Here is a 22,687-nt window from a genome sequence, read left to right on the forward strand (position 1 = left end):
GCTTTGCAGTGGTGGCCGATGAAGTACGCGCGCTTGCTAATCGTACCTCGCAATCAACCACCGAAATTCAGTCAATGATTGAAGAGCTAACCACTATTTCTGAAGATGTAGTAAACGATATTAGTCAATCTAAGCAAAAAGCCCAACAAAGCGTAGGCGCAATGCAAAGCTCTGTTGAATTACTTGATGCGATAAGCGAAACAGCAAATCAAATAAACGACATGGCTACCTTAATTGCCACCGCAACTGAGCAGCAAAGTAACGTGGTTGCTGATGTAGGACGTAATATTGAGCAAATAAGTGAAATTAGTGACCGTGCTATGAATGAGCAAATAAACACCGAGCAAGCAATTCGCGATTTAGCAAATAGCGCTCAAACCCTTGATGCACTCGTAGCCACCTTTGAAAAACACCACTAAACACCTTTTGTAACACTTTAATAAACCACCTACGCATATTGCATCTACACTTATAGATGTAATATGTTGGAGGTGGTTTATGAACATATCTTGTTTTAACGCATTATTACTAAGTAGTTGCTTATATTTAAGCGCATGTAACACCACGGTGCGTGAACCTCCACCGCTAGCCCTTGCAAACCATCCAACATTTAACCGTATTAACGTTGAAACCAAGCAAGAGATATTTAAGCTCGACAAAACAATCACTTCCCAACTTGATGCCCACTTAACCAGTAAGCGCAGCGCGCATTACTTAGCGAACAGTATTTTAAGTTTTTTATTAAAAAACGGCGATAACTCATTAACCTATCAAAGTGGTGCCACATTGAGTGCATCGCAAACCTACGCTAATTTAAATGCTAATTGCCTGTCGTTATCGATATTAGCGTATAGCTTAGCCGATTATTTAGGTATAAAAGCGCGCTTTCAAAAGGTCCATATTCCTGAATATTGGGCAATGAATAAAGGGGTTAATTTACTGACAGGGCATATTAATTTATCAATTGACAATGCGCTTATGCAAACAATACCAGCCACAATGGTTTATCAACGTGATAAACAGTTAACCATAGACTTCGACCCGAATATAAGAAAACAACGCTTTAAAACCAGCCCAATAAGCAAAGAGTTTGTTACGGCTATGTTTTATAACAATAAAGGCGCTCAAGCTTTAGTAAATAAAAATTATAATTTAGCTTATAGCTACTTTAGTGCCGCCGTTGAAGCCGCCCCATTATACAGTGGTGGCTGGGGGAATTTAGGCATTGTATTTAGGCAGCTTAATTATTTAAAAGAAGCTGAACAGGCATATAACTATGCATTATTGCTTGATAAAAATAACCATACTGCCATAGGTAATCTCGCTGTGCTGTACACCTTAAGTAACCGCGCTAAACAAGGTCAGCAAATGCTAAAACAGCTCAATAAAAAGCGCCAAGCTAACCCGTATTACCATATATCATTGGGTAATAGTGAACTGGTACTTAAAAATTACTCTCAAGCGATTAAGCATTTTAAAAGCACTTATAAAATTGACGCTAAGTTACACGAAAGCCACTTTGGCCTTGCGCGAGCATATTATTTTATCGGCAATATAAAGCAGGCAACACATTATTTGCGTTTAGCAGGTATAAACGCCGAGTTTAACTATGACAAAGCCCGCTATCATAATAAATTAAAAGCATTAAAAAATGCCACAGCTTCACTTAGTCATTAGCTGTTGTACGTAGTGCTCTTTTTGGGCCCTACTTAATTTTTTAATTTGCCACTCTAACTTGCTGGCTTCGCTTTTTGAGCCCACCTTTTGTTGATGAATTAAAACTAAAGGGCCTTTGCCTTTTAAGTTTTTTGCGCCTTTACCCGCTTGATGCGTGGCTAAGCGCTTATCAACATTGGTTGTTATACCTGTATACCAGTGGCCTAGACGCGTTTGCACTATATACAAATACCACGTTGAGGGTACTTTGTGTGCTTTGCTTATATTTATACTTAAACTTTTTTGTGTGTTTGTGGTCAAAACTTTACCCTAACCCTCGTAACTAAAAACAATTTCTTAAAAGGGTTTTACCTTCAGTGACTAATCGGTATCATGCAGATTATAAAAAATAAGGATCACAACTAACAATGCAGTCGTTAAAAACTTTTTCTCTTTGGCTTATCGTTGCTCTCACATTCAGCTCTTTAGCAGGTTGTTCTAGCTGGGTATATAGAATCAATATCCCACAGGGTAACTTTTTAGAGCAATCAGATGTAGATAAGCTTCGTGTAAACATGACACGAGAGCAAGTTATTTATGTATTAGGTCGTCCAATAGCAGAAGATGCGTTTGATAATAGTACCTGGCGTTATGTGTACAGCTTTAACAAAGGCCGCGATAATGAGCAGCATAAAGAGTTGCTGGTTAAATTTGAAAATGATCAACTAGTTGCTGTTTCGGGTGATTATGATCGACCAGAAAACTTTGATACTCCGCTAGAGCAGTAAACGCTTTAGTTATTAAAAAAAGGTGAGCATGGCTCACCTTTTTTATTTACTACATTAATAACCTTTATAAAGGACGCCCACCGGTAACTTTATTTGCTCGACCTTCCTCTTTTGCTTTTTCAGCCCGCTTTCTTCGAGCATCTTTAGGGTCTGCAATTAGTGGACGGTAAATTTCTATTCTGTCGCCATCTTTTAATTCGTAATGCGCTTTTACTGTTCTATTCCATACACCTAAAGTAAGCGCAGTTGGGTCTATTTCAGGGCACTTTTCAATGATCCCCGATTGAATAACAGCTTGTTCGGCTGTGGTTCCTTGCGCTACTTCCACTGTTAATGTGGTTGCTTTAGTCGGTAATGCAAAAACTATCTCAACGCTAATCATTATCTTGCTCCGTATACATCTTTTGCACGTTGCGTGAATGCACTAACCATATTTTTAGCTACATCATTAAATATTTTACCAAACGCCAATTCTATAAGCTTGCTAGAGAATTCAAATTCAAGCTTAAGCTCAACTTTACAGGCTTTTTTATCTAACGCTTGAAAATGCCAACGCCCTTTAAGAGTTTTAAATGGGCCATCAACCAGCCTTAATTGCACGGTTTGCTCGTCAATAAAGGTGTTTTCAGTGGTAAACCACTTTTTTATACCCGCCTTGGATATTTCTAAACTCGCGGTCATGTTATTATTGTGCTGCGAAACGATTTTAGAGTCTGAGCAATTAGGTAAAAACTGCGGATAAGCTTCTACATCATTAACTAGGTCAAACATCTCTTTAGTGCTGTACATAACCAGCGCACTTTTTTCTATTTGTGGCATACTCACTCCCAACTGTGTGGGCGAATTTTAGCAAGCTTTGCGCGTTTCCCCAAATTTTCATGGTCTTAAGTTCACCAGATTATTTTAAAGGCACATATAAAAAATCGATGTAAAACATCTCTTAATACGTATATTATAGGGCACTATGGCTAAGAACAAATCATCAAAATCGAACAGTAATACCATCGCGCTTAACAAAAAAGCGCGTCATGAGTATTTTTTACACGACAAGTTTGAAGCAGGTGTTGAACTACAGGGCTGGGAAGTAAAAAGTATCCGAGCTGGTAAGGTAAACATCTCAGAAACTTATATTCATCTTAAAAATGGCGAAGCTTTTTTATTAGGCAGTCAAATTCAGCCTTTAAATAGCGCCTCGACTCATGTTATTTGCGATCCAATGCGATACCGTAAACTGTTATTAAGCCGCAAAGAGCTTGATAGATTAGTCGGTGCCACTGAACGAGATGGCTACTCACTTGTTGCCACTGCCATGTATTGGAAAAAATGTTGGGTGAAACTTGAATTTCACTTAGCAAAAGGTAAAAAAATGCATGACAAGCGTGAAGACGGCAAAAATAAAGATTGGTCGCGTGAGAAAGAACGCCTCATGAAACATAAAGTATAAACACAACGCCTAATTTATTTAGGCGTTTTTTTTAATTTCTCACCGGTTAAATTTAAAACAACCTGATCAAATTACCCTCAGCTTTATTTAATTCATCCCTGTGCGTGATATAAATAAATTATTACACTTTATTTATTTTTTTAATTTCTTTAGATGCCTGCCCATTTTAGTGCGCAAATTTTATGGTACAAAGCGAGTAATTTAGCCTTGTCTATCCTTTTTCGTTGTTTCTATTATTGAATATTTTTCCCTCAATACTCTACAAAAACTCATACTAAAATCGCAAAGGGTGTAGATTGATAACACTTAAGTTACATGATATTAATGTCAGCGCTTGTTAAGCAACTAAATTTATAACATATCAACAAGGACTTAAGGATGAAGCAATCAATTGCATTTACACCTAGCATAATTGCAGGTGCTACAATCGCACTTTCAGCAGGATTTACAACAACAGCTTATGCTGCTGAAGAAGCAAAAAAAGTAGAACGCATTGAAGTAACAGGTTCGCGCATAAAACGCACCGATATCGAAGGGCCTTCGCCAGTACAATCTATTGGCAGAGCAGATATCGAAAACATGGGTTACGATAACCTTCAACAACTCCTCGAAAGAATGCCTGTGGCAGGCAGCGGTACTTTCTCAACACGCGGCAACAACCAAGATTCAACTGCAAATGGATCTGCCGCGGTCAGCCTACGTGGTTTAGGTGCTGATGCTACATTGGTGCTAATCAACGGCCGCCGTGTGGCTATTAGTGCCTTTGCCGAAGGTATTACAAACTCATTTGTCGATATTAATAGTATTCCGGTATCGGCGATTGAGCGCATTGATATTTTAAAAGATGGCGCATCAGCAATTTATGGCTCTGATGCAGTAGCGGGCGTAGTCAACGTTATTTTGAAAAAAGACATAGATGGCGTTGAACTAAACTTAGGCTACGGTGGTACCGATGGCCCAAATTACGAAGAAACAACAGCAAGTTTAGTATGGGGTACAACTAGCGAAAAAAGCAGCGCCTCAATTATTATTGATTACTTTAAAAACACCTCGCTTTCGTCAGATGAAATGGGCAGCTTAGGCACCGCTAACCAATCACCTTATGGCGGCGAAGACTTTCGCTCTTCACGTGGCTTTCCAGGCTACTTTTATGTTGATGGTGTAAAAACAATTGATCCAGATTGTCCTGCAGAAAACGCCACATCAAGCGGCAGCTGTTTATTTGATTACGGCCCATTTGGCTACATCGCCCCTGAGTCTGAGCGCGTAGGTGCTATTTCTCAATTTGAATACAATTTTGATAATGGTATTACCGGCTTTTTAGAAATGGCAGTGCAGCATAATACCTCAGTTGCAGCCGGTGCCCCTACTCCACTTGATGAAGATGCAGGTTTAACAGTACCCGCTAGCCACCCTAACAACCCGTTTGGTGAAGATATTCAAATTGGCCGTTACCGTACGGTTGATGCGGGCGCTCGCCAATGGGATATTGAATCAGACACGCTTCGCTTTGTAGCTGGCCTAAGAGGCGAAATCAACGAATGGAGCTGGGAAGCTGCGGTTCAAAAAGGCCGTAGTAAATCACTTCAAACAGGCGATCGCTCGCAAGGTTGGGTTCGCACCGACTTTTTACAACAAGAAATTGATGCCGGTAACTACAACCCATTTGGTGGCACCTATAACAGCCCAGAAGTTATTGACAGAATTACCACAAGCTTAGTTCGCCGCGGTGAGTCTCATATGACCTCATTCGACGCTAACATCTCTGGTGAAGCATTTAGCTTTGGTGATGATGTGGTTATGATGGCCGCGGGTATTGAATACCGTGAAGAAGATGTAACCGATACACCGGATGACCAATTTCAGCGCGGTTTAATTTTTGGTACTGAGTCTGTGTCTGCTGCAGCAGAGCGCGACCAATACGCAGCCTATGTGGAATTTTCAATCCCACTTGCTGAAAACCTAGAGCTACAACTCGCTGGACGTTACGATGATTACAGTGACTTTGGTAATACAACAAACCCTAAAGTCGCTTTACGCTGGGCACCTACCGACGAAATAACCATTCGTGGTTCGTGGGCACAAGGGTTTAGAGCGCCATCGCTTGCACAAGTAGGTTAAGGTCCATCACAAGAAAGTCAGTTTTTTGTAGATACTTATCGCTGTGAAGCAACTGGCCTTGATTGTGACGCGCTAGATTACAACATTGAATTCGCTGGTAACCCTGACTTAGAAGCAGAAGAGTCAGAATCATGGAACGTTGGCTTTATTTGGGCACCTTCTGCTGAGTTTGGTTTAAGCGTAGATGTGTGGAGTATTACCCAAGATAATAAAATTGATGAACAAGAATTTGGCCCAATTTATAACTCTGAGTGTAATAACCAAGATAGCACAGTGTGTGTACGCTTAGCACCTAGTGGTGGTAATAGCTTAGGCACCATTCAAAAAATATACAGCACCTTTGAAAACGTCTCTTCGCAAGAAGTGTCAGGTGTTGATTTATCAGCAAATTACAACCATTCGCTGGATGATTTAGGCTTACTTAAATTTAACTTAGAATGGGCGTACCAAAACAAGTTTGAAAAAGACGGCCGCGATTACACGGGTGAATACAATTACCCAGAGCACCGCTGGATTTTCTCTACTAACTGGGAAATTGGCCAATTTAATACCAACGTAAATATTAGCTACGTAGGCGAGTTTGAAGATACCCCAGATATAGACTTTGACGGTAATTTAGACTTTGATAGCAATACATCGCGTATGGTTGACTCGCAAGCATTGGTAGATTTACAAACATCTTACCGTGTAAGTGATGCAACTAAAGTGTCGCTTGGTGTAAATAACGTATTCGACGAAGAGCCACCATTTGCCATTGGTGATGGCGATGCCGACCTTTACGGGTATGCATCGGGTGTACACAACCCACGTGGTCGTTACTTCTACACTAAAGTAACCTTCTCGTTTTAATTTAATATAGCCCATTATTAAATGGGCTATGCTAAAAACAAAAAAACCGCCATTTGGCGGTTTTTTTATTAAAACGTAGGGGCTAAATTATAGCTCGCCTTCGTTTTCAGATAGGAACTTAGCAACACCTTCAGGGCTTGCGTCCATACCTTTTTTACCTTCTTCCCAACCAGCAGGACATACTTCGCCGTTTTCGCTGTGAAATGCTAGCGCGTCAACCATGCGGATCATTTCGTCGATGTTACGACCAAGTGGTAAGTCGTTCACTACTTGGTGACGTACGTTACCTTCTTCATCGATTAGGAAAGAGCCACGAAATGCAACGCCCGCTTCAGGGTGCTCAACGTCGTATGCTTTACAAATTTCGTGCTTAACGTCTGCAACTAGTGCGTATTGAACTTTACCAATACCGCCGTCTGCTACAGCAGTGTTACGCCATGCGTTGTGTGAGAATTGTGAATCGATAGAAACACCAATTACTTCTACGCCACGCTTTTGGAATTCTTCATAACGCTTATCAAATGCGATAAGTTCTGAAGGACATACAAACGTGAAATCTAGTGGGTAAAAGAAGATTACTGCTTTTTTACCTTTAATTGTTTCATGAAGGTTATAGCTATCTACAATTTCACCATTACCTAGTACAGCTGCAGCGGTAAAGTCTGGTGCCTGGCGGCCTACTAATACACCCATTTTATTCTCCAAATATTTTGAGTTTGTTGTCGATTGCATACGCAATGCTGATACTTATATGGGCGCTAAAAATTAAAAAACAATAGCGCCAACACATAATTACGTGGCATTTTAAATTTAATAAGGAAAAAAGAACAATCGTATTTAGCGATGTGCACAATCGAAAATACCGAACAGATATTAAAACTTTATTACGCCTATAAAAAAACCTGCATTTGCAGGTTTTAAAAATGGGCTAATCCATGATATCGGAAGGCATATCGCCTTTAATATTTTGCCAGATTTCACCGGTTTGATGGCCAAACTTACGCATCATTGAAATCGCGCCATCATGCTCACGGTTTTCAGCCAATACTGTTAGGTCTTTATAAAATTGACGTGCTAACTGGCGAGTGCCTGCGTCTGAGAAATAATGACAACCAATTTTAAAGTAAAACCCTCTAAAACCGTTAAGTATAAGTACGTAAATGCGGTTATTACCAGCGACAGCTAATTCGTGGTGTACTTTGTAATCGTAATCTGCAAAAGCTTGCGCAGTGTCTTCAAGTTCATCGCTTTTTGATAAAATCTCAATAACACGCTCAGGGTTAAGCTTTATCGCTGCACGGGTATAAATAGCACTAATATTAGTACGTGCAGATAATAACTGATCGGTCAGCTCTGGCATTTTGTCTTCATCTAAGCGCGCCAGCGTTTCGAGTATGTTTAAACCCGATGTTTCCCAAAAATTATTCACTCTGGTTGGCTTGCCGTGCTGAATAGTTAGCCAGCCATCGCGTGCTAAACGTTGCAGTACTTCACGTAAGGTTGTTCTGGTTACACCAATTAACTCAGAAAGCTCACGCTCTGCAGGTAGAATTGAACCTGGAGGGAAATCGCCGTTCCAGATAGATTCAACTATATACTCTTCAGCAAATCCTGCTGGGCTTTTAGCTTTAAAAATTCTCATTCAATTCCCACTCGAATTAATCACAACTCATCGTTTTATACGAATAACTGACAGATTGTACCAGATGAAATATAACTAACAAGTAAACTCGTGGATATAAGTGCCAACCAACCGCTGAAAATTTCGCAATAGTAAATAATAAAATTCAACATGCTTAAATTAGGCCTAATTAGCTAAATAAATTAACCCTATTCATAGTAGGTACATTAATGCTATTGCTGTTTTTGCTTAACCATTGCATTACTACAATAATTCCCGTGTGCGGCAACAAGCACATTCAAAAGTCGCATACAGCAGAGCCTGTTAACTGTAACGTTTAAACAAGCCTTTTTAGCGAACCAATCTTATATTACATGTTCACTTAGCAAATTAAGCTTAACCTTTCCCTAAATAGGATTGGCCATAACCGCTTATTAATTTCATCTTAAAAAAAGCGACTTCGGTAGCTTTTTTACCCTTTTTGTTGCTCGTTACTTTATCCTAGTACATAATTCAACGTCTTATTTCAATGCGGATTTTTTATGAACTGGCTAGCACAACTCCCTACTCAACGTACTCCATGGCTACTATTTACAGGCATTGTATTTTTATTAGAAGTCACCGCACTGTTTTTTCAATACCAGATGGGACTTGCTCCATGCATTATGTGTATTTACCAGCGAACTGCGGTATTAGGCTTATTAGGGGCAGGCATTATTGGCGCAACTAAACCACAAAGTAAATTAGTACGCGCTATCGCTTATTTAGTGTGGGGTGTATCAAGTGTGTGGGGTTACTTTATTGCACGTGAGCACATTGAAATGCAAACAACCACCGATCCCTTTGCGTTTAGCTGTGAGTTTGAGCCAAACTTTCCTTCATTTATGCCATTGCATGAATGGATCCCAAGCTTTTTTCAAGCCACAGGGGATTGCGGTAATATCGATTGGCAATTTGCGGGATTAAGTATGCCAGCATGGATGGAAATACTATTTGCGTTATTTACTATCACGCTTTTTGTAATTGTTACCACTCGCTTACTTACTAAAAAGACTATTTAATATGTTTACGTTTTTTACCAGTCAGCTGCCTGAACTAAAGCACCTTAAAGTGAGGCAGCGACAAGCCGTTGTTGCTATTGCGCTAAGCATGCTACCTGCCACCGATAGAGTGTTATTAAGAATAGTAAAGCTGATATTGCTCAGCCCATTGTTTTTATTATTTACTGTTTTTAAAGGGTGGGAACTCATTCCCTTTTTAATTTTAGGTGGCCTATGTTACCCGCTTTTAACAACCCCGATTGAAATAAACTTCGCTAAAAAATATTTAGCCAAAGCACTTGAGCAGTATTCACAGGGCGCTTAGCGCCCTGCCTATTATAAAGACACTTTTCCTTCTAGTTTAGCTACAAGCTTTTTACCTATTCCTTTTACGTTAGCTAAATCGCTCAGCTGGGCAAATTCGCCATTTTCAACCCTGTAATCAACAATAGCCTGCGCTTTTTTCTTACCAATACCAGGCAACTTGGCCAGCATTTCTGAATCGGCACTATTAATATTAATAACCGGCGCTTGCGGCATTTCAACCATAGGCTTATCTTCAACAGGGTTAGCGTGGGTAAACGCGCTAAAGCTTAAAAAGCTAATAATAAGTAGCGTTAATAGATTTTTCATTTGTCATTCCTTATTTTTGTTTATACCAAAGCGTTATAGTTAAACGGCTAATTTGGCTTTAAACATGTGCTTAATTTTTATTTGAGGAAATAATGTTAAATAAGGAGCAACGCGCATCACTTACATTATTTCCAGTGCATAATCACCTAAATCCGAAAACCTAAAATGCAGCTGGTACAACAAGTGATTGCTTAACTAAAGTAAAGTTACGCTTTTTTGTCAAATTGATGACAAGCTAAAAATGCACCGAATACTTGCAATTTTACACACAAACATTTACTGTATATAAAAACAGTGACCTACGGGTCAGTAACCACATTACCACGCAATCAAGCAGGAGAGATCATGGCTGTTGTTGTTAAATATGTTGTAGAACGAAACGGAGTTGAGCGAATGACGTTTACTACTAAAAAAGAAGCGGATGCCTATGACAAAATGCTCGATATAGCAGAATCGCTTGAAGTAATGCTGGAAAAAGTAGATGTGCCACTGAGCGAGCAACAGGTTGAATCGCTTGCGCTTGAAATTGCAAAGAGTAAAGATGACTTTATGGCGGTGTTAAAAGGCGCAAAAGAGCCCACAACAAAAAGTACAGCTAAAGCTAAAAAAGCCGACAACGTAGCATCAATAAAAGATAACGACGAGCAACAAGCTAGCTAATTTGTGACTATTTTAAATAAAGGGCTGCTACTAAATAGCAGCCCTTTTTTATTAATTTTTGAACAGTTACAAATTTTTTCTGGCTTTTTAAACTGAAATTGATACATTAATCCGGTTAATAGCGAGTGTTTATGTGCCATGTCAGTATTTATTAAGTCTTTTTACCAAAAATTTTTCCCAGCCCGTCAGTTGCTTATTCGTCAAAATGGCGAAGTTAAGCATGTTGTTTTGGCGCCTTGGTTTCAGCTTTTTACAGTACTGCTTATTTTAGGCACTATTACTTGGGTCGGTATTTCTAGTTTTCGTGTTTATAGCCAAACAAATAAAATTACCGACATAGAACAAAGCCAAATTGACAAACAACAAGTGTGGCAAAAACAGGTCCAAGAACAAAAAGCACTGCACGCTAAGCAATTAGAACAACTTGCTGTACTAGAGCAAAAGCAGGCACTTTTGCAAGGTATGATTGAATCCCTCCCCGCATCTATTAGTAAAGAGACAATAAAACTAGAAGAACAACTTGAATCGCCTGTTAATCAAGACAAAGGCGAGTTTCATGAACCACTTGTAGATGAAGAGCCGAAAAACAAACACGCCAGCCTTCTAACGCCAATCACTTTTGCCGCACGTTATGAGCGCTTAAATAAATACTACGAGCATAATTTTGCGCTTATTGATGCGCAAATTAATAAACGCCATGATGCAATTTTAGCGATGTTAAAAGGCGCAGGCTTAGAGTCAGCCCTTGAACAACATTTAGCACTGGGCGCACAAACCACTGCGCAAGGTGGCCCGTTAGATGTATTTGATGAAACTAAAATACCAGGGCAGTTTTTAGCCATTGTTGATAAGCTATTATTACTTAACAACCTTGAAAACTTTTTAACAGAGCTGCCTAACTCACTGCCCTTGCCTGCGGCTAAATACTATATTTCGAGCAACTTTGGGTTACGTAAAGATCCGATGAACAACCGCCGCGCTTTTCACAAAGGTGTTGATTTAGCCGGCTGGCATAAAACCGAAATTTTTGCCCCTGCTGATGCACGTGTATTGCGCGCAGGTAAAAATGGCGGCTATGGTAACTTTATCGAGCTAGAGCACAAAAATGGCTTGGTCACCCGTTTTGGCCACTTAAATAAAATTAAAGTGAAAAAAGGCCAAACAATTGCTAAAAATGAGGTAATTGGATTAATGGGCAGTACTGGCAGAAGTACCAGTACCCACTTACACTATGAAGTGTTACTCGATGGCAAACATGTCAATCCTCTAAAAATAACAAAGGCGCTTTCTCGTGTTCGGTAAAAAAAAGCAACCAAGTAGTCAAACTACGTTAAAAAGAGTAAATCATACCCCTTCTATTATTTCTGAAGATGTGCGCTTAACTGGCACACTTACCAGCCAAGGCGAAGTGCAGCTAGATGGCCGAATTGATGGCGATATAAAGGCAGAGCACCTGGTAATTGGCTCTACCGGCATTGTTGAAGGTGTGGTTGAAGCTAAAAGTGTCATTGTAAAAGGTAAAATTATTGGCTCACTAAACGCAAGTGAAGTGAATATTCAAAGCAGCGCTCACGTACATGGCGATGTTTTTCACGATACACTAAGTATTGATGCGGGAGCCATTATTGAAGGCAGCTTAAAACAGCGCTTTGAAAAAGAAGAACCGGAACTTATTAGCGAAGATTTAAAGCCGGCTAAAGAAGTAAAAACTTTGCTTGATGATGCTGATAGCGACTTGTCGTTTGTTAATAAGCAAGCCGCTGATAAAGCCAAATCTAATTAAGCGCTCATTACTTTTTCTCGGTTATGTACATCGTAATATCTGCAGTGAACACCAGTTCATTGCGGGTATTGTAAAGCTTAACTGGCACCACTAAATCTTCTTTATCTACCCATTGGCGAGGCAAGTCGATTTCTGCAATAGCAGTTACATCGGTATCAACCTTTGCTAAATAGTGTACCGTCATTCCTTTTGGGATCCAGCGATGCGTTTTATAAGGCACGGTGGCATCTACCATTACACCAGCACACAGCTCAGCTAAGTTACATTGTGCAATAGCATGAATAGTCCCAATATGGTTATGCACACTACGGCGGTTTTTTACGACAGCGCTACAGTGCCCTTCTCTTAAATCGAGTACGTAAGGTTTCATTGAGCCAAAATACGGGGCTTTTATGCATACCGCTTTGCTAAACAACCAATTGCCAAAAGGTAAGCGTTTAAATTTAAGCCAGGTTTTTAAAAGGGCTGATTTATTACTCATTGTTATTTCCCATTTTGTGTTTATAAATTCAAACTAACACATCAGACCAGTTAAAAAAAGCGCAATTCACCGCGCTGTTAATCCTAATGTCATGAAATATTTATCACAATAAAGCGTGGCTCACTCATAAGCCCTTTCTTTTTTATATGCGGGCACCTAAAATAGCCAGCAAAAGGAGACCTAATGCAAACACAGCCCGCTAAACCTAACTTAATTTTATTACTCATCTTAGCGTTACTCGTAATATTTTGCCCTATGGCAATTGATATTTATCTTCCCGCTTTTCCAACTATTGCCACGCAATTTAACGTAACCGAACAACAGGTTCAGCAAACAGTGGCTATTTTTATGCTTACTGTGGGTTTAGGGCAATTAATTGCAGGGCCATTAGCAGATAAGTTTGGCCGAAAGCCGGTAGCGGTTGTAGGTGTTAGTTTGTATGCAGGCTCAGCCTTACTTGCCTACATGGCACCCTCTTTTGCTGTATTAATGTTTGCACGCGCTCTGCAAGGGTTAGGTGCATGTGCTACGTTTGTTGTTGCTTTTGCCATTGTACGTGATAAATACGGCAGCGAACGCAGCGGGCAAATGATTACCTATTTAAATGGAATTGTGTGTTTTATTCCTGCGCTTGCGCCTATTTTAGGTGCTTGGCTTACCGTGCAATTTGGCTGGCGCATGAACTTTATGTTTTTAACCTTGTTTGCGTTAGCGGGCCTAGTCATTACGCTCACCTTATTTAGAGAAACCCGCCCTGCTGATAGTCACTACCAAGGGCATATATTGGACTTACGCCGCTTTGTGCCAATATTAAAAACACCGATATTTTTATTTAATAGCTTACTGTGTATGGTCGCCATGTCGGCGATTCTTGTGTATGTCACCTTGGCACCTGGGTGGATCATTACGCACTTAGGGGGCACCGTTGCCGACTTTACTTTTTGGTTTACGCTCAATGCCGTATTAAGTATTGTAGCCAGCTTTATTACGCCCATTTATATTAAACGTAATAGCCAAAAAGCCCTGCGCGTTGGAGTTACAGTATTGGTAGCCTCTGGCATATTAATGATTGCACTTAGCCATATAGAATCGGCCATTGCGCTTATGCTACCTATTTTAATTGCTGCACTTGGTTTTGCCCTGAGCTTAGGCTCTGCGGCTGGTATGGCGTTATCGCGCTTTCCAAAACAAGCCGGTACAGCCTCTGCCTTAATTGGTGCTATGCAAATGAGTGGCGCTAGTGTGCTTGTGTTTTTAACGCAATATTTAGGCCTTAGCACACCTTGGCTAATTGCTTTTCATTTATTGTTACTGGCACCACTTTGGCTAATTTTAATGAGTAAAAAAGCCCATACATTGCACCCGGTTAATACATGATCAACCCTGATTTTTTAGCATCCTTTTTACTAGCGAGCTTTTTAATGGCGGTGGCCCCTGGGCCATCAAACGCATTTTTAATGGCGCAAACATTTGCCAATGGCAGAGCGGCAGGTATGCAAAGCGCATTTGGCTTTGCTTTAGGTGGAGTAATACACACATTTTTTGCTGTTATTGGATTAAGCGCGGTATTAAAAGCCTCGCCCACCGCTTATAGTGCAGTACAGTACTTAGGCGCGGCTTATTTGTGCTATTTAGGGCTTGTGATGATTAAAAGCACTTTTTCGCAGCCAAATACCGTGGATTGCGCTAGTGATGATAAGCCTCATGTAAGCACCAGTAAAAAGCCAAATGTCATGTTTCAAGCCATGATGACCGAGGTATTAAACCCTAAAGTCGCGTTATTTTTTATTGCTTTTATCCCTCAGTTTGTAGACCCAAGCTTATCATCGGCAACGTTTCAATTAGCTTTTTTTGGTCTGCTCTACCCTATTTTTGCTTTCCCAATTGACTGTACGTATATTTATTTTGGCGACAAAATAGCGCAATTTTTCAAAAAATACCCACATAGCCAACTTTGGATAGACCGAGTGACTGGCATGGTATTTATTGCACTGGCCATTAATTTATTATACTAATTACACTAAATTGGTATTACTTAACCAAAACCTTGGTTACTCAACAAAATAAGATGCAGCATGGAACAAAAAAAACAATCGCTACCCGCTAATAAAAATATTGCCTTAGTTGCGCATGATGGTAAAAAAGCCGCGCTTAAATTATGGTGCGAAAAACACAAAGAAGCCTTAAGCAGACACACCTTATACGGTACTGGCACCACAGGCCATTTAATCGAAAAAACCACCGGGCTAGAGGTTATTCAGCTATTAAGTGGCCCTATGGGGGGCGATCAACAGCTAGGAGCTAAAATTGCCGAGCACGAAATTCATGTATTGGTGTTTTTTTGGGATCCGTTGGCATCGCAACCACACGACCCTGATGTTAAAGCATTACTGCGTTTAGCTGCTGTTTGGAATATTCCTGTGGCCTGTAATGAAGTCAGCGCCGACATGTTATTAAGCTCGCCCTTAATGGACACTGAGCTTGAACGTACTTTGCCAGATTACGAAAAATACCTCGCAACCCGACAAATTAGTCTTTAAAGCCTTTTAAGCTACTTATAAAGCATGCTGGCCCATTTTGTTAGGCCAGCCGTTACACTACCAAAGTGATCGCCATTCAGCATTTTAATATCACCTAAATGCTCACTTAACGCGGCTTTAATAAGTGGTGACTGCGCACTCCCCCCTGTTAAATAAATAACGTCTGGGGTGGTTCCTGCATCGGTAATTGCTTGTTTTGCTAACGTTACTATTTGGCTAATGCTACTTTCTACTGCAACCGCTAAATCGCTTACCGATAGGTTTTTACTAAGGTCATTATCTAAAAAGCGAAGATCGCAATCAAAAGCATCTGCCGATGAAAGCGCTATTTTAGCCGCCTCACCTTGCTGTACTAACTGATGGCCCTGTTTATTTTGCTGTAAATGAATTAAGCGTTTGAAAAGCGCAGGTGCACTGACATCGCGTAATTGGGCAGTGAGTTCTCGATAGTGGCTTTCACTATAAAACTGACTTTGTAAATTTACATCATTAATTTTACAGGCTTGCCAAAAAGGTTGGTTTGGTAAAGGTAGGCCCGATTTAAAGGTACTGCCTAAACCAAGCAATGGCATTAAACCATGAAAACTAAGCGCTATATCTAAGTCATTCCCGCCAACTCGCTTACCGCTGTGGGCTAAAAAGTCATTATCGCGCTCACTGTTGCCTCTAAAGCTTGGCCCCATTTGTACAAACGAGCAATCGCTGGTACCACCGCCAATATCAATAACCAGCACTTTTTGGTCTTCCACTAAACTACTTTCGTAATCAATCCCTGCTGCAAGCGGTTCGTATAAAAACTCAACGTCTTTAAAGCCCGCACGCTTAGCTGCGCGCTCTAAAATACCTACAGCTTGCTGATTTGACTGCTCACCGCCAACGGCCTGAAAGTTAACTGGACGACCAATAACCGTTTGCGTAAGGGGGGTTTTAAGTGAAAACTCTGCGCGTTGCTTTATTTTTAAAATCATTGCGGTAGCAATATCTTCAAAAAAATTAATTTGCCCTTGCTTTAAGCCTGTGGCACCAAAAAACGATTTAGGAGATTTTACAAAGTAGCCTTCTTCAGGAAACTGCACATATTCACTAATGGCTTCACGGCCAATAAAAAGCGTTTCATCTGTAGGTTGTAAATCAAGATCTGACTTAATACGCGGGAGTGTATTTAATAAAGCTTGGCGCTGCGTTAAAAAGTCATGCTCGTGGGCTGTGCCTTTTACATGCTTTGCCACAAAGTCGACAACTAATGCGCTGTGGTGTGTATAAAGAGTAGAAGGTAAATAATGTTTTCCTTGCTCAAGTGGCACTAACTGTACTTCCTCTTGCTCCATAACACCCATGGCACAATTAGAACTACCGTAATCAAAACCTACAAACATACTTCACCATACATTAGAAAAAGGCCGCGCAATTTAGCATACTTTGCCAAAATTATAAACGCTAATGACCCTCCCTCACCCTTAAAAAGCTCGCAAAACGTGGTAAGCCATGTTTTGTTAACCCATGGTACCGATACGTTACCGTGCTGCCTATAGCCGGCGGTGTTTGGCGCTGTTTGTTACTAAAGCCCGTGCCTATTTTAAATATTTGCCCATGGGGTGTTTTTACTTTTAATGCACCTAACATACCGGTGTATTTTCCTTTACCCGGTAAATGTGCAATCACAACCGCTTCAGCATCAAGATAGGGCTTTAACTTTAATAATGTATTGCTGCGCCCGCTTTTATATTTAGCATTGGCTAAATGCAGCATCACCCCTTCAGCCCCTTGCTTAGTTAAATCTTCAAAGTACGCTGTTAATTGGGCTGTGCTAGTAAAGCGGTGTTGCTTAACTGCAGTTATATGCTGCTTATTGATTTGTTTTACCAAGGCTTGGTAGTTTTTATAACGCGCACTAAAAGGAAGGGTTGAGTCTGGCATATCAAATATTTGATAGCGTATAGCGTGCCAATCTGAATTACTGGGGCGTTTGGTTCTTACAATCCCACTGACCAAAGAAAATTGAGTGCGTGCTATCCACAGCTCCCCATCTAACCAAACATTTGGTAATGGCGCCGTAAACCAATTCGGGGCGTTAATCGCATTTCCTTTACGGGTAATAAATTTATCGCCCGTCCATATTGCTCTTACACCATCAAATTTTTCACTAACGAGGTATTCACTAATATTGCCATGTTTAGCTTCATCATATACTTTTGCCAATAACACCTGAGGCTGCGCCGGAAAAACAAGCGATGAGCCAATTAAGCTGACAATGAAAAGTAAGTACTTTAGCTGAGCCATTACTGCATCCCTGCAAATAAAATAAGGCTTTAACTATAGTTGAGATTCGACCCACTGCCAAAACTCACCTAGGTCAGCCATTTTGTACGTCGCCTTACTAAAGTCATGGTCAATTGTATGATGATTTGCAATCGCAACGACTCTAACCTGTGCATTAGTTGCAGCACAAACGCCCGTAAAGGTGTCTTCAACAGCAATTGCATGCTCTGGGTCTACATGTATGTGCTCAAGCGCTAAAAGGTAAGGATCGCCTGCTGGCTTTGGATTTGTTACATCGTCTTTTGTCACTACAGTATCAAATAACTCATAAAAACCTAGCCCTTTTAAAATAGGCATAGCTTCGCTGCGAGCACTACCGGTAACTAACGCCATTTTTAGCCCACTGTTTTTAACAGCGTGTAAGGTTTGCTCAGTAAAAGGCATAACAGGCGGTAAATTAGTTTTTACGTATTCACCAAATAATCGATATTTTTCATCTGCTAAAAACTGTGCGCTGACGTCTAAATTATGCTCATTTTTAATATCAATTGCTGCTTCTAACGTTGGGCGCCCTGAAAAGCGCTGACAAAACTCCACTTCGTTATAACTTACATTGTAGGGTGCAAGCAGCTGACTCCAACACTCAAAGTGCATGCTTTCAGAGTCAACTAGCGTGCCATCCATATCAAACAATACTGCGTTTAAGCTCATCCTCATTCCTTAAATTTTAACGTTAAAAAAGGCGCCTAGGCGCCTTTATAATATTATGCTGTTAAGCCAGCAGGTGGCTCAGCAAATGCTTCCTCACCGGTTTCAACATCAACCAGTTCGTAGCCTCGGGCTTTGCGCACAACCTTAAGTATTGGTTTTTCTAGCGCCGTTTTTAAACGATCGGCATCAGCTGCTAACTCATCTAGCGTTGTACCAAAAGGTGCTGCGCCTGTTTCTGACCAATTAGTTACTTTGCCATTTAAGTTATATTCTACTTCGTGTATTTGGTATTGCGCTGCTTCATCTTTCGTTGCTTCACAAAAAATTACACGGTAGTTCCAAAATCCAGCCATTTTTCTATCTCATTAAAGTTAATTAACGCTACTTTACCAGCTTTATAAAAACATAAAAGCCTGCACTAGGCAGGCTTTTAAAAATTAATAAAATTTAAGGTTATCTTTAGAAGAAGTTAACTTTAAATTCAGCACCAATGTAGCGCTCTTCATTAACAATACCCGTATTGTTATTGAAGTCTACCGCACCAATTGCTTGTTGCTCATCAAATAAGTTACGAACAAATGCAGATACTTGGTACTCGTAGTCACCTTCAGCCCACTCGTAGCCTGCACGTAAACCTACTTCTGTTAATGCTTTACCTTCAAATTCTACTGAATCGTATAGGAACATGTTAATTTCGCTACGGTAAGAAATATCACCTAGCGCAAAGAAGTTACCATCTTCAAGCTCTTTGTTGTAACGAAGGGTAAAGTTAGAGATCCACTCAGGAGCATGCGGTAAGCTATTGCCATCTAGCACAGCTAAACCAGCATCATTAATAGGGTCATTCACGATACATTGAGCACATACCGCTACAGCTAACTCATCATCTTTAATTTCAGTCTTGTTGTAGCTTAAGTTAAATGTTGCATTAAACTCATCGCTTAATACCCATTCTGTATCTAGCTCAAAACCGTAGCCTGTTGTTTTATCAGCGTTAACTAGGCGGTTAAAGTTAGCACCACCACCTACCGCAGTAAGCTGTTGGTCGTCCATTGTGTAGTAAAATACCGTTGCATTTACACGGCCTTGGCCATCAAGAACGTCTGATTTAATACCGGTTTCGAATGAAGTAACGGTTTCTGACTCAGCCGTTGTTACGTCATCACCAAATAAAATACGACCTTGTAAGCTAGGCGCACGGAACGTGTTTGCTACACGGCTGTACCAGTTTACATCGTCATTAACTTTGTAGTTTGCAGATAAATCCCAGCTTACGTGGCTGTCACTTACACTACGCTCTACGTATAAAGCACCACCGCCAATTGGGCTAATTGTACGGTCTGCAACAAAATCTTTTTCGTCATCAGAGTAACGAAGACCCGCTGTTACTTTTAACTTATCTGAGAAGATGTAATCTACTGAGCCGAAAATAGCCCATGCTGTCGTGTCTTGTTGTTGCTGAACATAACCGTTTAAAGCGCCAGCAGGTGAAGAGAACGTATCGTAACTAAAGTTTTCGATTGTAAGCTCTTCATCAAAGTAAAAAAGACCAACTTGGTAGTTTAAGTCACCGCTGAAGTTACTAGCAAGGCGAAGCTCTTGCGTTAACTGATCTTGCTCTGGAATACCATCCGCACTTTCTGAAGAAAACGGAATAAAACCTGGACCCATGTAATCAGGGATATAAGAAGCACCGTAACCGCCGTCAATATCTGCACGTGAGTATATTTCTGCACTTTCCCAACCTGAAATAGAGGTTAGCGTGTATTCATCGCTAATATCCCACTCAAGCTTTAAGCTTGCGCCTTCAGATTCAACTTGCTGGGTATTGCGTACAGCGGCATCTTGATAAACAACATCATGCTCGTAGTTGTCTACTAAATCGTTTGAGCCTGATTCAATAACGTTTGCACGAAACGCAATTGGTGAGCCGTCTAGGTCACGCGTGTGGTAGTTTAGAAGAGCAGTAAAGTCATCGCCTTCGTATAAAAACTGAATACGCGCTGCTTTTTCTGTGTAGCCGCCCTGCTCGTCTTTCGCTTCAAAGCCAGGCGCTTGGTTGTCGATGTAATCATCTTTATCTTGCCATAGCAAAGAAACACGTGCAGATAAACGGTCAGTTAATGCACCACCTACAGCGCCTTCTGTATCTACAGCGCCACGGCTACCGTAAGAAACAGCACCGTAACCTTCAAATTCTTGGCTTGGTTTAACAGTATCAAATTTAACTAGGCCAGCCGGCGTATTACGGCCAAACAAAGTACCTTGTGGACCACGTAGTACTTCTACACGCTCAACATCAAATACTGGAAAGCCTTTTAAAATGGCATTTTCTTGAACCACTTCATCAACAACTAATGAAACAGGTTGTGAAGCATTAAGATCGAAATCGGTATTACCCAAACCACGAACATAAAAACGAGGGAAAGAACGTCCAAACGATGATTCGATTGAAAGACTTGGGATTTTCGCACTCATAAAGCGAATATCCATACCAGCAGAACTATAAGCATCAAGGTTATCACCTTGTAATGCAGATACAGCAACAGGCACTTCTTGTGCATTTTCTACACGTTTACGAGCAGTAACTTGAATAACTTCTAATTGGTTATTTTTTTTTACAGTTTCTTCTTCAGCAGCAAGAGTAGAAACAGAGGTACCAGCTGCAGATAATAAAGCAGCATTAATTATGGTCGCTATTGCAGTTTTTTTGATTGCTTTCATGTCGGGTATAAACCTTTTGTATGCACTCTTGTTCAACGGTTTTTTGTGTTGCGCAATGTATTCATTGCGGGCTCGTACAATTTTTCGCGTCTAGCTTTATGGCGCGCGGACCTCATCACCGAGAGTACAAAAACGGAGTAATGAGGCTGAACGAACGATGAAGATTATACCATCGTATTACAAATTTACTGCATAAATATGTACAAAAAAGTAAACTTTTTTGCAACATTTAACCTCATTTTATAGCTTATTTACCCGCTTTTAGATGCAAAAGACTAATAATGCGGACATATGTCCTTTCTTTCAAAAGTCACTTTAAAGTAGCAAACTGCGTATTTTTACAAATAAACCCAAACTAGAAACGCGCAGTTAAAACCCGTTAATGCTTGCTAAATTTTAAAGGCTAAATTCATTGAGTACGCTTTAACGCAATTTCTCCATCAATGTGAATATCGCGCTGTGGAAACGCAATCACCACATCGTGTTTTTCAAAAACAGCATAGATACTAAAACGGATATCACTACGTACTTTTCTGAGCATGGTTTCTGACTCTGCACAAACCCAAAAAATTGCATTAAACACCAGTGAGCTATCAGCAAAGTCGTCAAATAAAACAGAGGCTTTTGGATTTGTTAGTATCGCATCATGATCATCAAGCACTTGTTGAATTAACGTTTTAACTAACAATACATCGCTGCCATAAGCAACACCTACGCTAACCGAGGAGCGGGCATTACCGTCTATTAAGGTCCAGTTAGTCACTGTGTTTTCTAATAGTTGCGAATTAGGGATTAACATATGCACACCATCGTTACGGCGAATGCGGGTAGAGCGCGTATTAATAGTCTCTACTACGCCCTTTGCATTACCCACTTCTAAAAAGTCCCCAATACGAATTGGCCGCTCCCACATTAAAATCCAGCCACTAATAAAGTTATTAATAATGTTTTGCGCACCAAACCCGACTCCAATGGCTATAGCCCCTGATACAAATGCAAAGGCCGTAAGCGGAATACTTAAAACCTCTAACGAGGTGAAAATTAATATTGCGATACTCAAAATAAAATAAATACGCGTAAATAGATGGACCGCGTCTTGGCTGATTTTTTTTGCCAACAGTGTTTTTTTAATAAGTTTGCCAATGCGCGTTACTACAAACCACATAGCAAATAAAATTAAAGGAACTTGTATAACCTTAGCCACAGTGATGTGTACATCGTTATAGGTAAAAATAACCAAGCTGAGATAATGTTGAATGTGTTCGAGCGTCATGTGTTTTCCAAAGTATTATTTATTGTTTGTTATTTGTTCAGTAAAAATGAGTGTGGTTCAGTCTTCGCTAAGCTTAGCACGGCATAATAGTGTTAAAACGCTAA

The 22,687-nt window shown here is 40.4% G+C and carries 25 protein-coding genes and 1 pseudogene; 13 read left to right on the top strand and 13 right to left on the bottom strand.

Features of this window, described 5'->3' with window-relative positions; translation table 11 throughout:
* Positions 1-419: methyl-accepting chemotaxis protein (locus CWC04_RS11595; RefSeq protein WP_249326137.1), on the top strand; the 419-nt coding region annotated here is incomplete at its 5' end.
* 79 nt (positions 420-498) lie between these two features.
* A complete protein-coding gene (locus CWC04_RS11600; protein ID WP_138685499.1) occupies positions 499-1,677 on the top strand; it encodes a tetratricopeptide repeat protein in 1,179 nt (392 codons plus the stop codon).
* On the opposite strand, the gene CWC04_RS11605 is transcribed toward CWC04_RS11600, so the two are convergent.
* Positions 1,663-1,977 carry a GIY-YIG nuclease family protein gene (locus CWC04_RS11605; protein ID WP_004587367.1) on the bottom strand — a complete coding sequence of 105 codons (315 nt, stop codon included), beginning with the start codon at positions 1,975-1,977 and terminating at the stop codon, positions 1,663-1,665. The genes CWC04_RS11600 and CWC04_RS11605 overlap by 15 nt on opposite strands.
* Positions 1,978-2,084: 107 nt before the next feature.
* On the opposite strand from CWC04_RS11605, the gene CWC04_RS11610 reads away from it, so the two are divergent.
* A complete protein-coding gene (locus tag CWC04_RS11610) occupies positions 2,085-2,444 on the top strand; it encodes an outer membrane protein assembly factor BamE (RefSeq protein WP_138685500.1) in 360 nt (119 codons plus the stop codon).
* Between the two features lie 64 nt (positions 2,445-2,508).
* On the opposite strand, the gene CWC04_RS11615 is transcribed toward CWC04_RS11610, so the two are convergent.
* Positions 2,509-2,826 (bottom strand): RnfH family protein, encoded by a 318-nt coding sequence (locus tag CWC04_RS11615; protein WP_029773434.1) that lies wholly within the window; start codon positions 2,824-2,826, stop codon positions 2,509-2,511.
* Positions 2,826-3,263 (bottom strand): type II toxin-antitoxin system RatA family toxin, encoded by a 438-nt coding sequence (locus CWC04_RS11620; protein WP_055253005.1) that lies wholly within the window; start codon positions 3,261-3,263, stop codon positions 2,826-2,828. The genes CWC04_RS11615 and CWC04_RS11620 overlap by 1 nt, the downstream gene beginning before the upstream one ends.
* Positions 3,264-3,408: 145 nt before the next feature.
* Between CWC04_RS11620 and smpB the strand changes: the two genes are divergently transcribed.
* Entirely contained in the window at positions 3,409-3,888 is a 480-nt protein-coding gene (gene smpB, locus CWC04_RS11625) for an SsrA-binding protein SmpB (RefSeq protein ID WP_004587371.1), read from the top strand.
* 378 nt (positions 3,889-4,266) lie between these two features.
* Positions 4,267-6,858: pseudogene (locus tag CWC04_RS11630) on the top strand (TonB-dependent receptor).
* 87 nt (positions 6,859-6,945) lie between these two features.
* On the opposite strand, the gene CWC04_RS11635 reads toward CWC04_RS11630, so the two are convergent.
* Both CWC04_RS11635 and fadR read right to left on the bottom strand, forming a co-directional pair.
* The gene (locus CWC04_RS11635; RefSeq protein WP_004587374.1) at positions 6,946-7,551 is read right to left on the bottom strand and encodes a peroxiredoxin; all 606 of its coding nucleotides are present in this window, start codon (positions 7,549-7,551) and stop codon (positions 6,946-6,948) included.
* Between the two features lie 235 nt (positions 7,552-7,786).
* Positions 7,787-8,500: a fatty acid metabolism transcriptional regulator FadR gene (fadR, locus tag CWC04_RS11640; protein WP_004587375.1), complete on the bottom strand. Its 714-nt coding sequence runs from the start codon at positions 8,498-8,500 to the stop codon at positions 7,787-7,789.
* Between the two features lie 521 nt (positions 8,501-9,021).
* Here fadR and dsbB point away from each other — a divergent pair.
* Together dsbB and CWC04_RS11650 are read left to right on the top strand one after the other, a co-directional pair.
* A complete protein-coding gene (dsbB, locus tag CWC04_RS11645) occupies positions 9,022-9,540 on the top strand; it encodes a disulfide bond formation protein DsbB (protein WP_004587376.1) in 519 nt (172 codons plus the stop codon).
* 1 nt (position 9,541) lies between these two features.
* Positions 9,542-9,844, top strand: coding sequence for a DUF6170 family protein (locus CWC04_RS11650; protein ID WP_004587377.1), 303 nt, complete (start codon positions 9,542-9,544; stop codon positions 9,842-9,844).
* A gap of 11 nt (positions 9,845-9,855) precedes the next feature.
* On the opposite strand, the gene CWC04_RS11655 is transcribed toward CWC04_RS11650, so the two are convergent.
* Positions 9,856-10,152, bottom strand: coding sequence for a ComEA family DNA-binding protein (locus tag CWC04_RS11655; RefSeq protein WP_004587378.1), 297 nt, complete (start codon positions 10,150-10,152; stop codon positions 9,856-9,858).
* A 345-nt stretch (positions 10,153-10,497) separates the two neighbouring features.
* On the opposite strand from CWC04_RS11655, the gene CWC04_RS11660 reads away from it, so the two are divergent.
* The 3 genes from CWC04_RS11660 (at position 10,498) to CWC04_RS11670 (ending at position 12,595) form a co-directional block, all read left to right on the top strand.
* Complete coding sequence (locus CWC04_RS11660) at positions 10,498-10,812, top strand: YebG family protein (protein ID WP_055253001.1); 315 nt, start codon at positions 10,498-10,500, stop codon at positions 10,810-10,812.
* A 138-nt stretch (positions 10,813-10,950) separates the two neighbouring features.
* The gene (locus tag CWC04_RS11665) at positions 10,951-12,114 is read left to right on the top strand and encodes a M23 family metallopeptidase (protein WP_138685501.1); all 1,164 of its coding nucleotides are present in this window, start codon (positions 10,951-10,953) and stop codon (positions 12,112-12,114) included.
* Entirely contained in the window at positions 12,104-12,595 is a 492-nt protein-coding gene (locus CWC04_RS11670; protein WP_004587381.1) for a bactofilin family protein, read from the top strand. The genes CWC04_RS11665 and CWC04_RS11670 overlap by 11 nt, the downstream gene beginning before the upstream one ends.
* A gap of 7 nt (positions 12,596-12,602) precedes the next feature.
* On the opposite strand, the gene CWC04_RS11675 is transcribed toward CWC04_RS11670, so the two are convergent.
* Positions 12,603-13,076: a hotdog fold domain-containing protein gene (locus tag CWC04_RS11675; RefSeq protein ID WP_029773430.1), complete on the bottom strand. Its 474-nt coding sequence runs from the start codon at positions 13,074-13,076 to the stop codon at positions 12,603-12,605.
* Positions 13,077-13,259: 183 nt separating this feature from the next.
* Here CWC04_RS11675 and CWC04_RS11680 point away from each other — a divergent pair, with 183 nt between their 5' ends.
* The 3 genes from CWC04_RS11680 to CWC04_RS11690 are packed head-to-tail and all read left to right on the top strand — an operon-like array spanning position 13,260 to position 15,616.
* On the top strand, positions 13,260-14,453 hold the full coding sequence (locus CWC04_RS11680) for a multidrug effflux MFS transporter (protein ID WP_055252998.1): 1,194 nt from the start codon (positions 13,260-13,262) through the stop codon (positions 14,451-14,453).
* Positions 14,450-15,091, top strand: a complete 642-nt coding sequence (locus CWC04_RS11685; RefSeq protein ID WP_138685502.1) for a LysE family translocator — start codon at positions 14,450-14,452, stop codon at positions 15,089-15,091. The genes CWC04_RS11680 and CWC04_RS11685 overlap by 4 nt, the downstream gene beginning before the upstream one ends.
* Positions 15,092-15,151: 60 nt before the next feature.
* Positions 15,152-15,616, top strand: a complete 465-nt coding sequence (locus CWC04_RS11690) for a methylglyoxal synthase (RefSeq protein WP_004587385.1) — start codon at positions 15,152-15,154, stop codon at positions 15,614-15,616.
* A gap of 11 nt (positions 15,617-15,627) precedes the next feature.
* On the opposite strand, the gene yegD is transcribed toward CWC04_RS11690, so the two are convergent.
* From yegD to CWC04_RS11720, 6 genes are all read right to left on the bottom strand, one after another.
* On the bottom strand, positions 15,628-16,992 hold the full coding sequence (gene yegD / locus CWC04_RS11695; RefSeq protein ID WP_126006306.1) for a molecular chaperone: 1,365 nt from the start codon (positions 16,990-16,992) through the stop codon (positions 15,628-15,630).
* 61 nt (positions 16,993-17,053) lie between these two features.
* A complete protein-coding gene (locus CWC04_RS11700; RefSeq protein WP_138685503.1) occupies positions 17,054-17,896 on the bottom strand; it encodes a DNA ligase in 843 nt (280 codons plus the stop codon).
* Positions 17,897-17,929: 33 nt separating this feature from the next.
* The gene (locus tag CWC04_RS11705) at positions 17,930-18,586 is read right to left on the bottom strand and encodes an HAD family hydrolase (protein ID WP_138685504.1); all 657 of its coding nucleotides are present in this window, start codon (positions 18,584-18,586) and stop codon (positions 17,930-17,932) included.
* Positions 18,587-18,639: 53 nt separating this feature from the next.
* Entirely contained in the window at positions 18,640-18,939 is a 300-nt protein-coding gene (locus tag CWC04_RS11710) for a hypothetical protein (RefSeq protein ID WP_126006300.1), read from the bottom strand.
* 106 nt (positions 18,940-19,045) lie between these two features.
* On the bottom strand, positions 19,046-21,310 hold the full coding sequence (locus CWC04_RS11715; RefSeq protein WP_138685505.1) for a TonB-dependent receptor: 2,265 nt from the start codon (positions 21,308-21,310) through the stop codon (positions 19,046-19,048).
* 409 nt (positions 21,311-21,719) lie between these two features.
* Positions 21,720-22,583 (bottom strand): mechanosensitive ion channel family protein, encoded by an 864-nt coding sequence (locus CWC04_RS11720; RefSeq protein WP_024034237.1) that lies wholly within the window; start codon positions 22,581-22,583, stop codon positions 21,720-21,722.
* Positions 22,584-22,687 lie beyond the last annotated feature (104 nt).

The organism is Pseudoalteromonas sp. S2893 (assembly GCF_005887105.1).
In the GTDB taxonomy this organism is placed as follows: domain Bacteria; phylum Pseudomonadota; class Gammaproteobacteria; order Enterobacterales; family Alteromonadaceae; genus Pseudoalteromonas; species Pseudoalteromonas atlantica.

What these genes read in the sequence shown, in the direction of transcription:
- CWC04_RS11690 (WP_004587385.1), top strand. Translation starts at nt 15,152, where the DNA reads ATGGAACAAAAAAAACAATCGCTACCCGCTAATAAAAATATTGCCTTA.
- dsbB (WP_004587376.1), top strand. Translation starts at nt 9,022, where the DNA reads ATGAACTGGCTAGCACAACTCCCTACTCAACGTACTCCATGGCTACTA.
- CWC04_RS11660 (WP_055253001.1), top strand. Translation starts at nt 10,498, where the DNA reads ATGGCTGTTGTTGTTAAATATGTTGTAGAACGAAACGGAGTTGAGCGA.
- yegD (WP_126006306.1), bottom strand. Translation starts at nt 16,992, where the DNA reads ATGTTTGTAGGTTTTGATTACGGTAGTTCTAATTGTGCCATGGGTGTT.
- CWC04_RS11720 (WP_024034237.1), bottom strand. Translation starts at nt 22,583, where the DNA reads ATGACGCTCGAACACATTCAACATTATCTCAGCTTGGTTATTTTTACC.
- CWC04_RS11615 (WP_029773434.1), bottom strand. Translation starts at nt 2,826, where the DNA reads ATGATTAGCGTTGAGATAGTTTTTGCATTACCGACTAAAGCAACCACA.
- CWC04_RS11650 (WP_004587377.1), top strand. Translation starts at nt 9,542, where the DNA reads ATGTTTACGTTTTTTACCAGTCAGCTGCCTGAACTAAAGCACCTTAAA.
- CWC04_RS11655 (WP_004587378.1), bottom strand. Translation starts at nt 10,152, where the DNA reads ATGAAAAATCTATTAACGCTACTTATTATTAGCTTTTTAAGCTTTAGC.
- CWC04_RS11715 (WP_138685505.1), bottom strand. Translation starts at nt 21,310, where the DNA reads ATGAAAGCAATCAAAAAAACTGCAATAGCGACCATAATTAATGCTGCT.
- fadR (WP_004587375.1), bottom strand. Translation starts at nt 8,500, where the DNA reads ATGAGAATTTTTAAAGCTAAAAGCCCAGCAGGATTTGCTGAAGAGTAT.
- CWC04_RS11635 (WP_004587374.1), bottom strand. Translation starts at nt 7,551, where the DNA reads ATGGGTGTATTAGTAGGCCGCCAGGCACCAGACTTTACCGCTGCAGCT.
- CWC04_RS11680 (WP_055252998.1), top strand. Translation starts at nt 13,260, where the DNA reads ATGCAAACACAGCCCGCTAAACCTAACTTAATTTTATTACTCATCTTA.
- CWC04_RS11620 (WP_055253005.1), bottom strand. Translation starts at nt 3,263, where the DNA reads ATGCCACAAATAGAAAAAAGTGCGCTGGTTATGTACAGCACTAAAGAG.
- CWC04_RS11665 (WP_138685501.1), top strand. Translation starts at nt 10,951, where the DNA reads ATGTCAGTATTTATTAAGTCTTTTTACCAAAAATTTTTCCCAGCCCGT.
- CWC04_RS11600 (WP_138685499.1), top strand. Translation starts at nt 499, where the DNA reads ATGAACATATCTTGTTTTAACGCATTATTACTAAGTAGTTGCTTATAT.
- smpB (WP_004587371.1), top strand. Translation starts at nt 3,409, where the DNA reads ATGGCTAAGAACAAATCATCAAAATCGAACAGTAATACCATCGCGCTT.
- CWC04_RS11700 (WP_138685503.1), bottom strand. Translation starts at nt 17,896, where the DNA reads ATGGCTCAGCTAAAGTACTTACTTTTCATTGTCAGCTTAATTGGCTCA.
- CWC04_RS11675 (WP_029773430.1), bottom strand. Translation starts at nt 13,076, where the DNA reads ATGAGTAATAAATCAGCCCTTTTAAAAACCTGGCTTAAATTTAAACGC.
- CWC04_RS11705 (WP_138685504.1), bottom strand. Translation starts at nt 18,586, where the DNA reads ATGAGCTTAAACGCAGTATTGTTTGATATGGATGGCACGCTAGTTGAC.
- CWC04_RS11685 (WP_138685502.1), top strand. Translation starts at nt 14,450, where the DNA reads ATGATCAACCCTGATTTTTTAGCATCCTTTTTACTAGCGAGCTTTTTA.
- CWC04_RS11710 (WP_126006300.1), bottom strand. Translation starts at nt 18,939, where the DNA reads ATGGCTGGATTTTGGAACTACCGTGTAATTTTTTGTGAAGCAACGAAA.
- CWC04_RS11610 (WP_138685500.1), top strand. Translation starts at nt 2,085, where the DNA reads ATGCAGTCGTTAAAAACTTTTTCTCTTTGGCTTATCGTTGCTCTCACA.